16 protein-coding genes and 3 tRNA genes are annotated in these 13,200 nt (G+C 62.2%); 4 read left to right on the top strand and 15 right to left on the bottom strand.

Features of this window, described 5'->3' with window-relative positions:
• Position 1 precedes the first annotated feature (1 nt).
• Both SM765_RS10065 and hisA read right to left on the bottom strand, forming a co-directional pair.
• On the bottom strand, positions 2-322 hold the full coding sequence (locus tag SM765_RS10065; protein WP_274837712.1) for a hypothetical protein: 321 nt from the start codon (positions 320-322) through the stop codon (positions 2-4).
• Positions 323-326: 4 nt separating this feature from the next.
• A complete protein-coding gene (hisA, locus tag SM765_RS10060) occupies positions 327-1,049 on the bottom strand; it encodes a 1-(5-phosphoribosyl)-5-[(5-phosphoribosylamino)methylideneamino]imidazole-4-carboxamide isomerase (RefSeq protein ID WP_274833024.1) in 723 nt (240 codons plus the stop codon).
• A 158-nt stretch (positions 1,050-1,207) separates the two neighbouring features.
• Between hisA and SM765_RS10055 the strand changes: the two genes are divergently transcribed.
• A complete protein-coding gene (locus SM765_RS10055) occupies positions 1,208-1,606 on the top strand; it encodes a DUF2147 domain-containing protein (RefSeq protein WP_274830042.1) in 399 nt (132 codons plus the stop codon).
• Positions 1,607-1,654: 48 nt separating this feature from the next.
• Here SM765_RS10055 and SM765_RS10050 read toward each other — a convergent pair whose 3' ends face one another.
• The 3 genes from SM765_RS10050 to SM765_RS10040 form a co-directional block, all read right to left on the bottom strand.
• Entirely contained in the window at positions 1,655-1,906 is a 252-nt protein-coding gene (locus SM765_RS10050; RefSeq protein WP_274830041.1) for a WGR domain-containing protein, read from the bottom strand.
• A gap of 159 nt (positions 1,907-2,065) precedes the next feature.
• Complete coding sequence (locus SM765_RS10045; RefSeq protein WP_274837711.1) at positions 2,066-3,061, bottom strand: calcium-binding protein; 996 nt, start codon at positions 3,059-3,061, stop codon at positions 2,066-2,068.
• Between the two features lie 393 nt (positions 3,062-3,454).
• A complete protein-coding gene (locus tag SM765_RS10040) occupies positions 3,455-3,991 on the bottom strand; it encodes a peroxiredoxin-like family protein (protein WP_065273024.1) in 537 nt (178 codons plus the stop codon).
• 136 nt (positions 3,992-4,127) lie between these two features.
• Here SM765_RS10040 and SM765_RS10035 point away from each other — a divergent pair, with 136 nt between their 5' ends.
• Positions 4,128-4,856, top strand: coding sequence for a helix-turn-helix transcriptional regulator (locus SM765_RS10035; protein WP_065273784.1), 729 nt, complete (start codon positions 4,128-4,130; stop codon positions 4,854-4,856).
• A gap of 24 nt (positions 4,857-4,880) precedes the next feature.
• Here SM765_RS10035 and hisH read toward each other — a convergent pair whose 3' ends face one another.
• Positions 4,881-5,519: an imidazole glycerol phosphate synthase subunit HisH gene (gene hisH / locus SM765_RS10030; protein ID WP_065273025.1), complete on the bottom strand. Its 639-nt coding sequence runs from the start codon at positions 5,517-5,519 to the stop codon at positions 4,881-4,883.
• A 55-nt stretch (positions 5,520-5,574) separates the two neighbouring features.
• The gene (locus SM765_RS10025; protein ID WP_274837710.1) at positions 5,575-6,183 is read right to left on the bottom strand and encodes a TetR/AcrR family transcriptional regulator; all 609 of its coding nucleotides are present in this window, start codon (positions 6,181-6,183) and stop codon (positions 5,575-5,577) included.
• Positions 6,184-6,286: 103 nt separating this feature from the next.
• Between SM765_RS10025 and SM765_RS10020 the strand changes: the two genes are divergently transcribed.
• Positions 6,287-6,922 carry a DUF2306 domain-containing protein gene (locus tag SM765_RS10020; protein ID WP_368981497.1) on the top strand — a complete coding sequence of 212 codons (636 nt, stop codon included), beginning with the start codon at positions 6,287-6,289 and terminating at the stop codon, positions 6,920-6,922.
• 18 nt (positions 6,923-6,940) lie between these two features.
• On the opposite strand, the gene hisB is transcribed toward SM765_RS10020, so the two are convergent.
• Complete coding sequence (gene hisB, locus SM765_RS10015) at positions 6,941-7,528, bottom strand: imidazoleglycerol-phosphate dehydratase HisB (protein ID WP_274830035.1); 588 nt, start codon at positions 7,526-7,528, stop codon at positions 6,941-6,943.
• Between the two features lie 214 nt (positions 7,529-7,742).
• Between hisB and SM765_RS10010 the strand changes: the two genes are divergently transcribed.
• The gene (locus tag SM765_RS10010) at positions 7,743-7,982 is read left to right on the top strand and encodes an Lrp/AsnC family transcriptional regulator (protein ID WP_065273027.1); all 240 of its coding nucleotides are present in this window, start codon (positions 7,743-7,745) and stop codon (positions 7,980-7,982) included.
• 92 nt (positions 7,983-8,074) lie between these two features.
• Here the strand turns inward: SM765_RS10010 and SM765_RS10005 are convergent, their stop codons facing one another.
• The 7 genes from SM765_RS10005 to SM765_RS09975 form a co-directional block, all read right to left on the bottom strand.
• Positions 8,075-8,893 (bottom strand): calcium-binding protein, encoded by an 819-nt coding sequence (locus SM765_RS10005; protein WP_274837708.1) that lies wholly within the window; start codon positions 8,891-8,893, stop codon positions 8,075-8,077.
• 157 nt (positions 8,894-9,050) lie between these two features.
• On the bottom strand, positions 9,051-10,403 hold the full coding sequence (locus SM765_RS10000; RefSeq protein WP_274837707.1) for an aminotransferase: 1,353 nt from the start codon (positions 10,401-10,403) through the stop codon (positions 9,051-9,053).
• A gap of 214 nt (positions 10,404-10,617) precedes the next feature.
• Positions 10,618-10,692 (bottom strand) — tRNA-Gly (locus tag SM765_RS09995).
• 146 nt (positions 10,693-10,838) lie between these two features.
• Positions 10,839-10,913, bottom strand: a tRNA-Gly gene (locus SM765_RS09990).
• Between the two features lie 111 nt (positions 10,914-11,024).
• A complete protein-coding gene (locus SM765_RS09985; protein ID WP_065273030.1) occupies positions 11,025-11,921 on the bottom strand; it encodes a NaeI family type II restriction endonuclease in 897 nt (298 codons plus the stop codon).
• Between the two features lie 57 nt (positions 11,922-11,978).
• The gene (locus SM765_RS09980) at positions 11,979-12,938 is read right to left on the bottom strand and encodes a DNA cytosine methyltransferase (RefSeq protein WP_065273031.1); all 960 of its coding nucleotides are present in this window, start codon (positions 12,936-12,938) and stop codon (positions 11,979-11,981) included.
• Positions 12,939-13,125: 187 nt separating this feature from the next.
• Positions 13,126-13,200: transfer RNA gene (locus SM765_RS09975), tRNA-Gly, on the bottom strand.

Raw genomic sequence — 13,200 nt, 5'->3', positions numbered from 1 at the left:
TTCAGTTCTTTCTTTTCCGGAGTGCGCCGATCAATGCCAGAATGGCCCAGGAAAGACCAGCGCCCATGACAAAGGGGGCAAAGACAAGTGGCCCCCAGGCCGCGAACAGTCCCAGCGCATAGGCCGTGTCGCTGATATCGCGGCCAAGGAGGAGGCAGGGCGCGGCAAAGCCTTCGTTGATGGTGCAGCCAAGGACCGTGCTGAGGAACAAGACCGCGCCAAAGGCCAGCGCCCAGAGCAGGATGGGGCCGAGGGTCAGCAGCGCAAGGATGCGATGCGCATTACGTCCGATGGCTGGTCCCTGTCCCGGCTCCTGCGCCATGGGATCAGCCTTTCAGGATGGCCAGCGCCTCAGCGAGGTCGATGGCGCCGTCATAAAGCGCGCGGCCCGAGATGGCGCCATTGAGCGGTGCACCGCAGGATTTCAGCGCTCGAAGGTCCTCAAGCGAGGAGACGCCACCCGAGGCGATCACCGGGATCGAGACCGCATTGGCGAGATCGGCAGTGGCCTGCACGTTGGGGCCCTTCATCGCGCCATCGCGCATGATGTCGGTGTAGATGATGGCGGCAACGCCTGCGTCCTCGAAGGATCGTGCAAGATCGGTGACCATCACGTCGGTTTCCTCGGCCCAGCCTTTGGTTGCGACCTTGCCGTTGCGGGCATCGATGCCGACGGCGACCTTGCCGGGGAATTCGCGCGCTGCGTCGCGCACCAGATCGGGGTTTTCCACCGCTACAGTGCCAAGGATCACCCGGGCCAGCCCCTTGTCGATCCAGTTTTCGATGGTCTTCATGTCGCGGATGCCGCCGCCCAGCTGTGCGGGCACCTTGCATTGCTTGAGGATTTCCTCGACCGGGGCGGCGTTCACCGGCTCACCTGCAAAGGCACCGTTCAGATCGACGAGGTGCAGCCATTCGCAGCCCTTTTCGACGAACTCCAGCGCCTGGGCGGCGGGGTTGTCGTTGAACACTGTGGTCTTGTCCATGTCGCCATGCAGAAGGCGCACGGCCTGGCCGTCCTTGAGGTCAATGGCGGGATAAAGGATCATGTCGCTGGCCTTTGTCATCAATGGGCGCCGCCGGGCTGGCGGCAGGGTTTTGCCGGTTCTATGGCACGGTCGGCGCCGGGATTGCAACGCGACCCAAAGTCAAGCTTGCCTGAAAACCACATGCCGCGCCAAGGTGGGGCAAACAGGGAGGTTTTGAGATGAAGACAGTCACATTGGGTCTGGCGCTGGCGATGTCGCTGGCCACCGGCGCGCTGGCCGATCAGGTTGCTGGCAAATGGAAGACCGAGGAGGGCGATGAAGGCGGTTATTTGCACGTGGATATTGCGCCCTGCGGAGCCAGCATTTGCGGCACCATCGCCACCGCCTATGACGCAAATGGCGGCGTGTCGGCGGATTATGAGCATCTGGGCAAGAAGCTGATCTGGGATATGAAGGCCGATGGTGGCGGCAGCTATTCGGGGGGTAAGATCTGGGCGCCCGATGCGGACAAGACCTACAAGTCCAAGATGTCGCTGGACGGCAACCGCCTGACCGTCAAGGGGTGCGTCGCAGGCGGGCTGATCTGCCGAGGACAGACCTGGAACCGGGTCAACTGAGAAACGGGTGAAGTGATCTCCCGCCGCATGGACGCGCCGGGACGTGGATCATAGCAGCCCAAGCTGAACCGGGATCGGCACAAAACCACGGCGGACCTGCCGGTCCCGCACCGTTTCGAACAGATGCATCGCCTCGGCGTGCTGGTTGAAATAGGCGCGCCGTTCCTGACCTCCGGGGGCGGCGATCGGACCCAGGGCCTGTTCGACGCACCAGTCGCCAAACAGGGTCTGGCTTAGCCGCAGCACGCAATAGCGGTGGCGGCCTTCGATATGGTCGAATTTTTCCAGTCTGATCTGCAAAGGGGCGGGGCCTGAACGGGTTTCACACCGGTTCCATATGCCGCGAAGCGGGCGCCCTGTCCATCGCCGTGCCGTCACAATTGCCGTATGTTTGATTGCTGTGCGGCATCGGCTGGGGCCAGCCCCCGTAATGGGGAGCTGGCGGAGAGGTGGGAGTGATCAGAAGAGGAAATCATCCGCCGTGAGGTCATCCAGGCTGACGCCGTTCAGGATGATGACGTTTTGCCCATCATCGCCCATGTCGTAGATCACGCGGCTGCCCGTGTCGGTCGCGGCATCGACAAAGGCGTCGAGGCTGGTCGCCTCATCCGTGAGGGCGGAGAGGTCCAGCACGTCCTCACCAATGGTGAAGTCCCGGACCACGTCGCGGCCAAAGTTGCCTTTGAAGATAAAGGTATCCTCGCCGCTGCCACCGATCAGCTTGTCGCGGCCGCCGCCGCCGTTCAGCACGTCGTTATGCGCACCGCCTTTCAGCTTGTCCGCGTGGGCGCCGCCCAGCAGAGTATCCTCGCCTTTGCCGCCTTTCAGAACGTCACGGCCAAGACCGCCTTTCAGCTTGTCGGCCTGCGCACCGCCGAGCAGCGTGTCATGGCCCTTGGCGCCGATCAGAACGTCCTCGCCGCGATTGCCCTGCAGACGGTCATTGCCAAGGCCGCCTTTCAGACGGTCATCATTGCCGTAACCGCTAAAGCTGTCATCACCAGCGGAGCCGAAGAAGCGGATGTCTTGCGCTTTCAGCTGATCGATCAGCGGATCGAAATCCGCGTCCAGCATGCCGTAGATCAGCGCCGCCGAAGCATCGGCGCCATCGACAGCGGGGGCGAATTCGATGGAATAATCCAGCTGCTCCAGCGCGATGTCCTGGGTGCCGTTCGCTGCGTCGGTTGCGGTGGCGCCATAGCCCAGTTCAATTCCGCTGACCGTCCCGCTGAGCGTGTGGGTGCTCATGCTGTAAACAATGTCGTCGCGCAGGATATAGGCCTGTGCATCCGGGGTTGCGGTGTCGGTGATCTGTGCCTCGGCGCCGGCGTAATCGCCGCCCAGGCCGTTGGAGAAGACACCGCGCCCGGCGGATTCGAAATTGGCGCTGAAGTCTTCGATATAGGCGGTGAAGTCGGTAACCTGGCGGTTGCCGGTTGTGATGGTGATCGTCATGGCATCTCCTGTGCCGACCTTCCGCTGATCGCATGACAAGCGTCAGATGGGGCCGGGCGTGACCGTGTTCGCGTTGCAAAATTCAAATGATTTGCTGGGTCGGGGATGCGGCAGAGCTGCTGCATGGTGACTGGGCATTGGGCCACAGAGTCCGGTACCTGGCAGGGCTGTGCTACTCAGCCTGATAAAAATTGTCAAGAAAGGGCGGGTGGAAAACGCGGCGGGGCGTGAGGGGAGGCGCCTGGCGCAAACGCCGGTGCCGGACTGCGGGAGGGCAGCCCGGCGGGAACAACGCGCCAGATTGGAAGCTTCACCCGCGGCGCGTTGATCTCTGGGACCGGTCCGACTGCTCCGTCAGACCGGTCTATCAGGTAGGCCTATCAGGCAGGCCGATCAGACGGCGCCGGTGTATTCGCCGCGCGCCGGATAGTCGTTGGCGATGGCGAAATCGAGGGCTGATACCAGTTCCGAGAAATGCGGACGCACGAAGGGCATGGTCTGAACCGAGCCGTAGTAGAGGGTCTGCTCGGGGGTCACCATGAACAGGCCGGGTTCAGAGAACAGTGCGGGCTCTTCCAGACCGATCGAGGTGGTGCCACGCGAGGTCGAGATGTAGAGGCCCCATTCCTTTGCCACGTCCAGCGGCAGATCATAGGCAAAGCGCAGGGATTTGGCTTCGATCTTGTCGGCCATCGCCTGGGTGCGCTCTTCGCCGTCGGCGCTGATGGCGATGGTGGCAACGCCGCGCTCAGCGAAATCGGCGGTCTTCTTTTCCAGCTCTTTCAGGTAGTTGGCGCAGATCGGGCAGTGCAGGCCCCGGTAAAAACAGATGACGGTGCCGCGTTCGCTGTCTGCCTTGGACAGATCAAAGGTGCCGCCGCCCAGCAGCGGCAGGGACAGGTTCGGGGTTTTCTGGCGGGGGATCAGCATAGCAGGTCTCCGAGTATGAATGTTGCTGCCGCATAAGCGGCCGTGAGTGATGGTGGTGGCCTTGTGCAACGGATCAGTGCTTGAAAAATCCGAAAAATCTGACAAAAACACCGGAACTCTGCACGGGAGAGAGATAATGGACAGATTGTCGAGCCTGATGGCCCGGTTTCGCATGACGGTCGAGGTGGCAACGCCGGAGGCGGCAAACCTGCGTGTCTATACTGATCCGGACGGGGCTTTGGCGCGGCTGGTGTTCTTTGCCGGTGGGGCGGTGCCGCAGGCAGAAGACGGACCCAGCCTTGCGCTGCGGGTGGACTGGGCCGGGGAGCATAATCCGCTGGTGGCTGCATTGCCGGTGCGGGTCGAAGTGGCTTTGGCTGACGCGACAGGGCTGTGCGCGGTGCTCGATCTGATGCAGCAGGAGCTGGCCGTGCACCGCTGCGGCGCCGAGAGTATTCTGGCCAGCCTGGGGCAGGCGGCCATGGTGCGGCTGTTGCGGCACCTAATCGAGGTGGGCACGGCGGAGCCGGGCCTGTTGGCGGGGCTTTCTGATGCGCGGCTGGCCCGCGCCATCGTGGCGATGCATGACCATCCGGGCCGGGTCTGGACCACGCAAGATCTAGCGACCGAGGCGGGCCTGTCCCTGTCACGGTTTTCCGAGTTGTTTTCCCAGCAGGTCGGGGAAAGCCCGATGCATTATCTGCGGCGCTGGCGGCTGACACTGGCGCGGCAGGACATGCTGCGCGGTGATCGGGTCGAGGCGGTGGCCCGCCGCTATGCCTATGATTCCCCCGAAGGCTTCACCCGCGCCTTTCGTAAGGCTTATGGCTGCGCTCCGGTGTCTTTACGCAAAAGCGCAGCCTAAGCCGCAGCGGGAGCAGGGGCGGCGTCAGGGCGCCCAGGTCAGGAAATTGCCGATCATGCGCAGGCCGACGTGTTGGCTTTTCTCCGGGTGGAACTGCATGCCCAGCATGGTGCCCTTGCCGATGACGGCGGTAACATCGCCGCCATAGTCCACATGCGCCAGCCGCTCGGCCGGGTCCGCGACGCGGAAATGGTAGGAATGCACGAAGTAGCAGTGATCGCCCGATGAAATACCTGCAAACACCGGGTGGTCGTGGTCGATCACCAGATCGTTCCAGCCCATATGTGGCACCTTCAGGGCGGGATCCTCGGGGGTGATCTTCACCACATCGCCGCCCACCCAGTCCAGACCGGGGGTGTCTTCGTATTCGTGGCCGGTGGTGGCCATCAGCTGCATGCCGACGCAGATTCCAAGGAAAGGACGTCCCTTGTCCTCGACCGCGTGGACCATGGCATCATAGATGCCCTTGTGACCGCGCAGCTCGGCGGCGCAGGCGGGAAAGGCACCATCGCCGGGCAGCACCAGACGGTCTGCGCGGGCCACCACATCGGCGTCGGATGTGACCACAACCTCACCCGCGTCCATTTCGCGCGCCATGCGCTGAAAGGCTTTTTCGGCAGAGTGGAGATTGCCGCTTTCGTAATCGATGATCGCCGTCAGCATGGGGCCTGGTCCTTCCTGTCTTGCGTCTTTGAAGTGGCCGGAAACCGTCCCGGGGTCAAGAGGGCGCTACAGGCTCCAGCCGGTCCAGAAGGGCGATCACCTGCGTCAAAGGGCCGTCGTCGATGGGGGGGGGCGGGTTGCCGAACTCCCCGGCGAGGTAGAGCAGGGTAAACCCGTGGATCAGCGACCAGATCTGGGTTTCCACCACCAGTCGGTCTTGACCGGGCGCCACAAAGGGCGCGGCCACCGCGCGTAAGGTCAGATAGGCGTCGGCCTCTTCCTTGCCGCCGCCATGGACCAGACCCGCAAGTCCCTGATCGCCAAAGATCACCGCGAGGATGCCGGGATGATCCAGCCCAAATTGCAGATAGCCCCGGCACAGCGAGTGGACCCGCCCGTGGGGATCCTGTGCGCCGCTGTCGCAGGCGCTTTGCAGGTAGGATGAGAACAGACGGAAGCCTTCCTCGGCGATGGCTTGTTTCAACCCCGCCAGCCCGTCGAAATGATGCGCGGGCGCCGAGTGCGACACCCCGGCGCGTGCAGCGCATTTGCGCAAAGACAGCGCGCTGAGGCCACCTTCCTCCAGGAGATCGATGCCTGCCTTGATCAGAGCGGCCTTCAGGTCGCCGTGGTGGTGGCGGCTTTTCACGTCTTCTTTTGTCATGCGGCAGGTATCGCCCTTCATCTTGACGGCGTCAAGTTTGCCTGCCAGATGTTAACTTGACAGTGTAAAGTTTGAGTCGCCCAAGGGCGCAAGGAGGGATGAGATGTCGAGTGAAACCCGGACGATGGGCTATCCCAGATGGGTTATCATGACGATGTGGGTGTCTGCGGTGCTGATCGCGGTGGGATCTTACCGGTTCCTGATTGCCGATATCGCGCTGGTGATGCCCGCGATGCTGCATCACGCGTTGGAGCGGCCGTTGATGCTCTACCTGCACATCGGCCTTGCGCCGATCTCGCTGGCACTGCTGCCGGTGCAGTTTTCCACGAGGGTCTGGCAGCGGCGCCGTGGGCTGCACCGCTGGCTGGGGCGTCTATACGGCGTCGCGATCCTGCTGGCCGGGATCAGCGGCATCTGGCTGGCCTATACAACCGAGGAGGGACCGGTCGCCGCGGCGGGCCTGGGGGTGTTGTCGCTGCTCTGGCTGTGGGTGACGGGCACGGCGATCTGGCATGCGATGAACCGCCGAATTGCGCAGCACCGGGTCTGGATGATCCGCTCTGCCGCACTGACGTTGGCGGCTGTGACGCTACGGGTTTACCTGCCCGTCGGGGTCGCGACCGTGGGGTTTGAGGCCAGCTATCCGATCATCTGCTGGCTGGCCTGGGTGCCCAATCTGTTGCTCGCGGAATGGATCCTGCGCCGGGGCCGTGGCGCGCCGCTGGGCGCCACGGTCTGATTGCGGTCTGAAAAGACGTCAGAGCGCGCCCTTGGTCGACGGGATGGCGTCTGCCTTGCGCGGGTCGGTTTCGACCGCATCGCGCAGGGCGCGGGCCACGGCCTTGAACGCCGCTTCGGCGATGTGGTGGCTGTTGAACCCGTGGATCTGGTCGATATGCAGGGTGATGCCGCCATGGGTGCTGAGCGCCTGGAAAAACTCACGCACCAGTTCCGTATCGAATGTGCCGATCTTGGGCGTCGGCAGAGTTACGTTCCAGATCAGGAAGGGGCGCGCCGACAGGTCCAGCGCGCAGCGCACCTGGGCATCGTCCATAGGCAGGTGGCATTCGCCATAGCGGCGGATGCCTTTCTTGTCGCCAAGCGCGGCGACCAACGCCTGACCCAGCGCAATACCCGTATCCTCGACCGTGTGGTGATCGTCGATGTGGTAATCACCCTTGGCACGAATGGTCATGTCGATCAGCGAGTGCCGCGCCAGTTGGTCCAGCATGTGATCGAAAAAGCCGACACCGGTCTGGTTGTCATATGCCCCGGTACCATCGAGGTTGATCTCCACCGAAATCTCGGTCTCGGCGGTGGAGCGGGTGATCTGAGCGCTGCGCATCTGCGGGCCATCCTTCGTCAAACTGCCCCTTGGGCCATATGGCGCCCATGGGCTGGTGCTGCGCTTATAGGGTGCTGGGGCTGTCTCACTCAAGAGCGCGTAAGTCGAAACTCAGACCCTGTTGCAGCTGCATCTGTGGGATTGCGCCTGCCTGCGCGCCGTGCCAGCTTAGCGGCCAAATCGTTACTCAAGAAAACCCAATGAAGGGGCGCCCATGTCGACCTGCGTTTTCATCCAGATCCGCTGCAAACCCGGCACCACCTACAAGGTGGCCGAAGATATCGCCCTGCGCGAAATTCATTCCGAGCTCTACTCCACCAGCGGCGAATACGACCTGCTGATGAAGCTTTACATCCCCAAGGACGCGGATGTCGGGAAATACATCAACGACCACCTGCTGGTGATCCCGAATATCGAACGTTCGCTGACGACGATGACCTACAAGGTTTTCTGAGCCGTTCGCATTGCTGATGCAAAACGCCTGATCCCCTGCCGGAGATCAGGCGTTTTTCGTTCCTGCGCCGATGCGCCTGAAGCAGACTTAAATCAGAACAGGAAATCCGACCCGTCCAGATCGGAAATACTGGTATCCGCCAGGGTAATGCTGCCCGCGCGATAGGAAATCACGGCATCGTTGCCATTCTGGGTCAGCGTCAGATCAGAAAAATCATCAACGCTGCGGTGTTTGATGGCGATGAGGTCAGTCCCATCGCGCCAGTCCTCGATCGCATCATCGCCGATGTTGCGCCCCTTGAATTTGAAGGTGTCGGCGCCGCGGCCCCCCACCAGCATGTCATCGCCCTGATCGCCCTGTAAAAGGTCACGGCCGCCGCCGCCCTTGAGGGTATCATTGCCGCGCCCGCCCCAAAGCTTGTCACCGCCGCCCCGGCCCAGCATTTCGTCGTTACCATTGTAGCCTTTGACCTTGTCTCCGCGGGACCCCAGATCGAAGAAGTCATCGCCGGAAAAGACCTGCTTTAACAGTTTCACATTGTCCCGGTTGCGGTCTGTTTCAGACACGCGGAAGAAATCTGCTGCATCAATGTTGAGATTGGTGACCGTTGTGGTGAAATTGGTGCCGGTTTCGGTGACGCCCGCGATCAGCCCGGAAAACGGCGTCAGGATACTGTGGCCGTCGCGGGTGACAGTGGTGAATTGAAGGCCGGTGCCGTTGTAGACATCCGGTGATGGGTCCGGGATCGGGTCAAAGCCGGGAATGCCAAGGTCGGTATCGCGCACCAGGGTAAATCCGGTGGAGGACGCGTCCGTGACTTCGGCTTTCATGTCGAAATGATAACTGAACCAGCCGATGCCGCCTTTGGTCATCACATAGCGTTCTGTCCCTTCATACATCACTTCAACCATATGCATCTCTCCTGCACTTACTGATACCAAACCGGTTTCAGTTACAGGTCAAAGCGGCGCCGGGAGTAAGGGGAAAATTACAGCAGAAGAGACGCAGGTCGGCAGGGCCGAGATCGCGCCCCGGTCTTTGGGCAGTCCGGGGCGCGCGAGGGTGGGTTTAGCCGTCGATCAGCCCTTCGGCCTTCAGCGCCTCATAGGTGCTGTCCACCGCGGATTTGGCGCGTTTCAGCATTTCGTCCACTTCCGCCTTGGTGATGATCAGCGGCGGACAGAAGGCGAGCGCGTTGCCCGCAACGGCGCGCAGGATCAGCCCTTCGTCCTGGCAGGCCTTGACCGCGAGGGCGCCGCCCTTGCCGCCGGGCACGGTTGCGCCCGTGGTCTTGTTCGACACCAGTTCCAGCGCCGCGATCAGCCCCTTGCCGCGGACCTCGCCCACCAGAGGGTGATCAGTGAAGATTTCGCGAAGCTGCGCCTGCATGTAATCGCCGACCTCGGCCGCATGATCAAACAGGTTGTCACGCTCATAGATTTCCAGCGTTTTGAGGGCGGCGGCGCAGGCGGCAGGGTGGCCGGAATAGGTGTAGCCGTGGCCAAAGACGCCGACCTCGTTCGAGGGCGCAACCATTTCCTTGTACATCCAGCCGGGGATCACGGAGGCGGAGATCGGGAAATAGGCCGAGGAGAGCTGTTTGGCGAAGGTCATCAGGTCGGGTTTGATGCCCATGGTGGTGCAGCCGAAATCGGCGCCGGTGCGGCCAAAGCCGGTGATGACTTCATCCGCCCAGACCAGGATGCCATATTTGCGCAGAACCGCCTGCAGTTTTTCGTAATAGCCTTCGGGCGGCACGATCACGCCAGAGGCGCCGGTGATCGGCTCCATGATCATGGCGGCGATGGTGTCGGGATCCTCGGCAAGGATCTGCTGCTCCAGATTGTCGATGATACGGTCGACAAATTGTGCTTCGGTCTCGTTCCCCTTGCGGCCCGTGTAGTAATGCGGTGCGTCCGAGCGCAGGATGTGCAGAGCCTCAACGGGCGCGTCGAAATGCGCCAGGTTTGCGGGCAGGGAGGTCAGCGATCCGGCGGCGACGGTCACACCATGATAGCCACGCTCGCGGGTGATAATCTTGCGTTTTTCCGGTTTGCCAATGGCATTGAAGTAGTAACGCAGCATCTTGTAATGGGTGTCGTTGGCATCCGATCCGGAGTTGCCGAAGAAGAAATAGGCATCCTCGATTGGCACCATGGTCTTCAGTTTTTCCGCCAGTTCCTGGATCGGCGCGTGGGTCTTGCCGCCGAAGGTGTGGGAAAAGGACAGTTTGGTCAGCTGCTCGGTGATCGCCTCGATCAGCTCGGTGTTGCCATAGCCCAGCGAGGTGCACCACAGACCTGCCAGACCTTCGATATATTCCTTGCCGTCGGTGTCGTAGACATAAATCCCCTGGGCGTGGTCAATGCACATCTGCTCGGTCGCGGTCAGGTTGGTGGTGGGATAGATGACAGGTGCCATGACTGAACTCCTTTGAAGAAAAACGCGCGGGGCGGGCTGGAACGGCGGACTGCACGGGGCAGGGATGCGGCAAGCATTGGCGCGTTTTACAGGTGGCGTCAAAAGGAATTTGATCAAAAGGTGGCAGCGGGGGGATTGGCCTATGAGATAGGAGGAGGGAGGAAGGGGCCAAAAACACAAAAACCGCCCTGAAGGGCGGCCTCTTGTGTCCAAATGGAGCGGGCGAGGCGATTCGAACGCCCGACCCTAACCTTGGCAAGGTTATGCTCTACCCCTGAGCTACGCCCGCGCTGCCATTCGGTGAGCGGTGTTTAGGAAATCATGCGGGGGGCTGCAAGGGAAAAATGCCGCCTCTGCGGGGATTTCTATGACTGGTCGAATGCGGGAAAGCGGAAAACAAAAAGCCGCCCCGGAGGGCGGCTGTTTTGATCCGAATGGAGCGGGCGAGGCGATTCGAACGCCCGACCCTAACCTTGGCAAGGTTATGCTCTACCCCTGAGCTACGCCCGCGCTACCATTCGATGAGCGGGTATTTAGGAGCTTCACGGAGACTGTGCAAGAGGAAAATTATGCCCGCTGGTACAGAAAAGCAGAGCCGCCCGATGGATGGGAAAGAGGCAATTACGCCCTGGGCAGATCGAACCCGGCCTGCAGCGCCATGCGCCGATGCTGCTCTGTTTCAGGCTGGCAAGAGACAAAGGCGCTGGCGGGGCAGGCAGGCAGGTCCAGCGCGCGGATCAGCTGGCCATCGTATTGTCCCGACAACAGCAGGATCCCCTCGCGCTCCAGAATGTCGCGGGTGCCGCGTCCTTTGTCCGAGCGTATCCGGCGCATGAAGTCCTTTTGCTGGGCCACTGCCTCGACCACGTCGCGGTCGACCGGGCGGCCCTGAACAAGCCGGAACAGCCGCGCCATGCGTTCGTTGCCGGTGGCGCCGGAGAAGATCCGGGTGACGGTCTCCTCGGGCAGGCTGCGCCAGAAATTCGCTGGGTAGGGATGATCCCTCAGCAGCCACAGGATATGGCCGAACCCCATGGCCGAGACAGAGCGTTTGGCGTCCTTGTTCTGCCCGGCAGTAAGGTAGTCGGGCCGCGCCAGGATCAGGCCAAGGTAACAGCGCGCGCGCGCCTCGTCCGCGGCCACCAGCAGGCAGACCTGATCCAGCGCTTCGGTCGGGATCATCCAATTGCTGCCCATGGTGTTCTTGATATCCATGTCGCGGCCCAGAACCTCGGTATCCAGGCGGCCCCGGGGCAGCCGCAAGAGAGCGCGAAGCTCGATCTCGACGCGGGTGCCGATATAGGTCTTTTCGGTCTTTTCCAGTTCCTCATAGGCGCGGCGCCCGGTTTTCGGCGTCATGATCACATCGTCGATGCAGGTGCGCAGCATGGCTGGAAACCGGCTCGCCAGTTCCATCGCACCACCTGCGCGGGCGGTGATCTCGCCTGCGATCTCGGTCAGGAGGTCATAATCCGGGTGTCCGGGCAAAATCAGGCTGTCGGGAAGGGTCTGTTTCATCCTGGGCTCCGCCCGGCCGCCGGACCCAGCTCTTGGCCCAGATTGGGCAAGGCGGCTTTAGGCCCGCACGGCATGAAGATTCGGCTTGGCAATCGCGGCGCGCAACTGGCGGGCCACCGCTTCGGCCACCGGCGGCGGGAAGGCATTGCCGACCTGACGGTAGGCGTTGGTCTTGGCGCCGGTGAAATGCCAGGCGTCGGGAAAGCCCTGGATGCGCGCCACCATCCGAACGGTCAGGCGGGGCATATCGTTGTGAAAGGGATCGGGCGCCTCATTGGCGATGGTGCGCCCCTCGACACCAAGCGCGGCCCAGGCGCGGCGTGCGCGGGTGGGGCCCAGATCCGGTCCGCCGTGCTTCTTGGAGCCGCCAACGATGGTAGGGGCGATTTCATCGGCCTTGGCGGCCCAGTCTTCGGCGCCGCGCCAGCCACGTTCCTGCATCAGGTCCAGCAGGGTGGCGCCAACCGTGGGCGGGTTGTGCGGCAGCGGATCGGGCCAGTTGAACTGCCCGGCGAATTCCTTGCGCAGGGCCACGATGGCAACGCGCGGGCGCAGCTGCGGCACGCCAAAGTCCGAGGCGTTCAGTAACCGCCAATCAGTTTCATAGCCCAGTTTCGACAGCTGGCCTTTGAGCTTTTCGCGGTAGTCATGAAACACCGCGTCCAGAAACCCGCGGACGTTTTCGATCATCACCGCACGGGGGCGGGTGGCATCGACGATATCGATGGCATCGTCAAAGAGGTTGCGCTCGTCCTGCTCGCCCAGCTGTTTGCCAGCGACGGAAAACGGCGGGCAGGGCAGGCCGCCGGCCAGCAGGTCGATGCCCTTGTAATCACTGGCTTCTTCCTTGAACCGGCGCACGTCCTCTTCCAGCACGTTCCATGTGGGGCGGTTGTGGCGCAGGGTGGCGCAGCAGTGTTTGTCGATCTCGACGAGCGCGGTGTGATCAAAGCCCGCACGCTCCAGCCCAAGGGCCTGGCCGCCTGCACCTGCGCATAGTTCAACCGATGTCAGCATCCTGCCTGTCAGCCCCGTTTGTCGTTCTTGCTCTGTTCCTTGCGCAGAAGTGGTAGCCGCAAAGGCGATTCCGCGCAAGTCTCTCGCGGCGTCTTCCCCTGCGGCGACAGGAGCTGGCAAGGAACAAAAACACCAGGATCCGAAAACACGAAAGGCCGCCAGGGCGGCGGCCTTTTAGTGGTCCAAATGGAGCGGGCGAGGCGATTCGAACGCCCGACCCTAACCTTGGCAAGGTTATGCTCTACCCCTGAGCTACGCCCGC

The sequence above is a fragment of the Pseudophaeobacter sp. 1A09344 genome (assembly GCF_041008745.1).
GTDB lineage: Bacteria > Pseudomonadota > Alphaproteobacteria > Rhodobacterales > Rhodobacteraceae > Phycobacter > Phycobacter gallaeciensis_A.
This window is presented reverse-complemented; position numbering and strand designations above follow the sequence as displayed.

What these genes read in the sequence shown, in the direction of transcription:
- SM765_RS10065 (WP_274837712.1), bottom strand. Translation starts at nt 322, where the DNA reads ATGGCGCAGGAGCCGGGACAGGGACCAGCCATCGGACGTAATGCGCAT.
- hisA (WP_274833024.1), bottom strand. Translation starts at nt 1,049, where the DNA reads ATGATCCTTTATCCCGCCATTGACCTCAAGGACGGCCAGGCCGTGCGC.
- SM765_RS10055 (WP_274830042.1), top strand. Translation starts at nt 1,208, where the DNA reads ATGAAGACAGTCACATTGGGTCTGGCGCTGGCGATGTCGCTGGCCACC.
- SM765_RS10045 (WP_274837711.1), bottom strand. Translation starts at nt 3,061, where the DNA reads ATGACGATCACCATCACAACCGGCAACCGCCAGGTTACCGACTTCACC.
- SM765_RS10040 (WP_065273024.1), bottom strand. Translation starts at nt 3,991, where the DNA reads ATGCTGATCCCCCGCCAGAAAACCCCGAACCTGTCCCTGCCGCTGCTG.
- SM765_RS10035 (WP_065273784.1), top strand. Translation starts at nt 4,128, where the DNA reads ATGGACAGATTGTCGAGCCTGATGGCCCGGTTTCGCATGACGGTCGAG.
- hisH (WP_065273025.1), bottom strand. Translation starts at nt 5,519, where the DNA reads ATGCTGACGGCGATCATCGATTACGAAAGCGGCAATCTCCACTCTGCC.
- SM765_RS10025 (WP_274837710.1), bottom strand. Translation starts at nt 6,183, where the DNA reads ATGACAAAAGAAGACGTGAAAAGCCGCCACCACCACGGCGACCTGAAG.
- SM765_RS10020 (WP_368981497.1), top strand. Translation starts at nt 6,287, where the DNA reads ATGTCGAGTGAAACCCGGACGATGGGCTATCCCAGATGGGTTATCATG.
- hisB (WP_274830035.1), bottom strand. Translation starts at nt 7,528, where the DNA reads ATGCGCAGCGCTCAGATCACCCGCTCCACCGCCGAGACCGAGATTTCG.
- SM765_RS10010 (WP_065273027.1), top strand. Translation starts at nt 7,743, where the DNA reads ATGTCGACCTGCGTTTTCATCCAGATCCGCTGCAAACCCGGCACCACC.
- SM765_RS10005 (WP_274837708.1), bottom strand. Translation starts at nt 8,893, where the DNA reads ATGGTTGAAGTGATGTATGAAGGGACAGAACGCTATGTGATGACCAAA.
- SM765_RS10000 (WP_274837707.1), bottom strand. Translation starts at nt 10,403, where the DNA reads ATGGCACCTGTCATCTATCCCACCACCAACCTGACCGCGACCGAGCAG.
- SM765_RS09985 (WP_065273030.1), bottom strand. Translation starts at nt 11,921, where the DNA reads ATGAAACAGACCCTTCCCGACAGCCTGATTTTGCCCGGACACCCGGAT.
- SM765_RS09980 (WP_065273031.1), bottom strand. Translation starts at nt 12,938, where the DNA reads ATGCTGACATCGGTTGAACTATGCGCAGGTGCAGGCGGCCAGGCCCTT.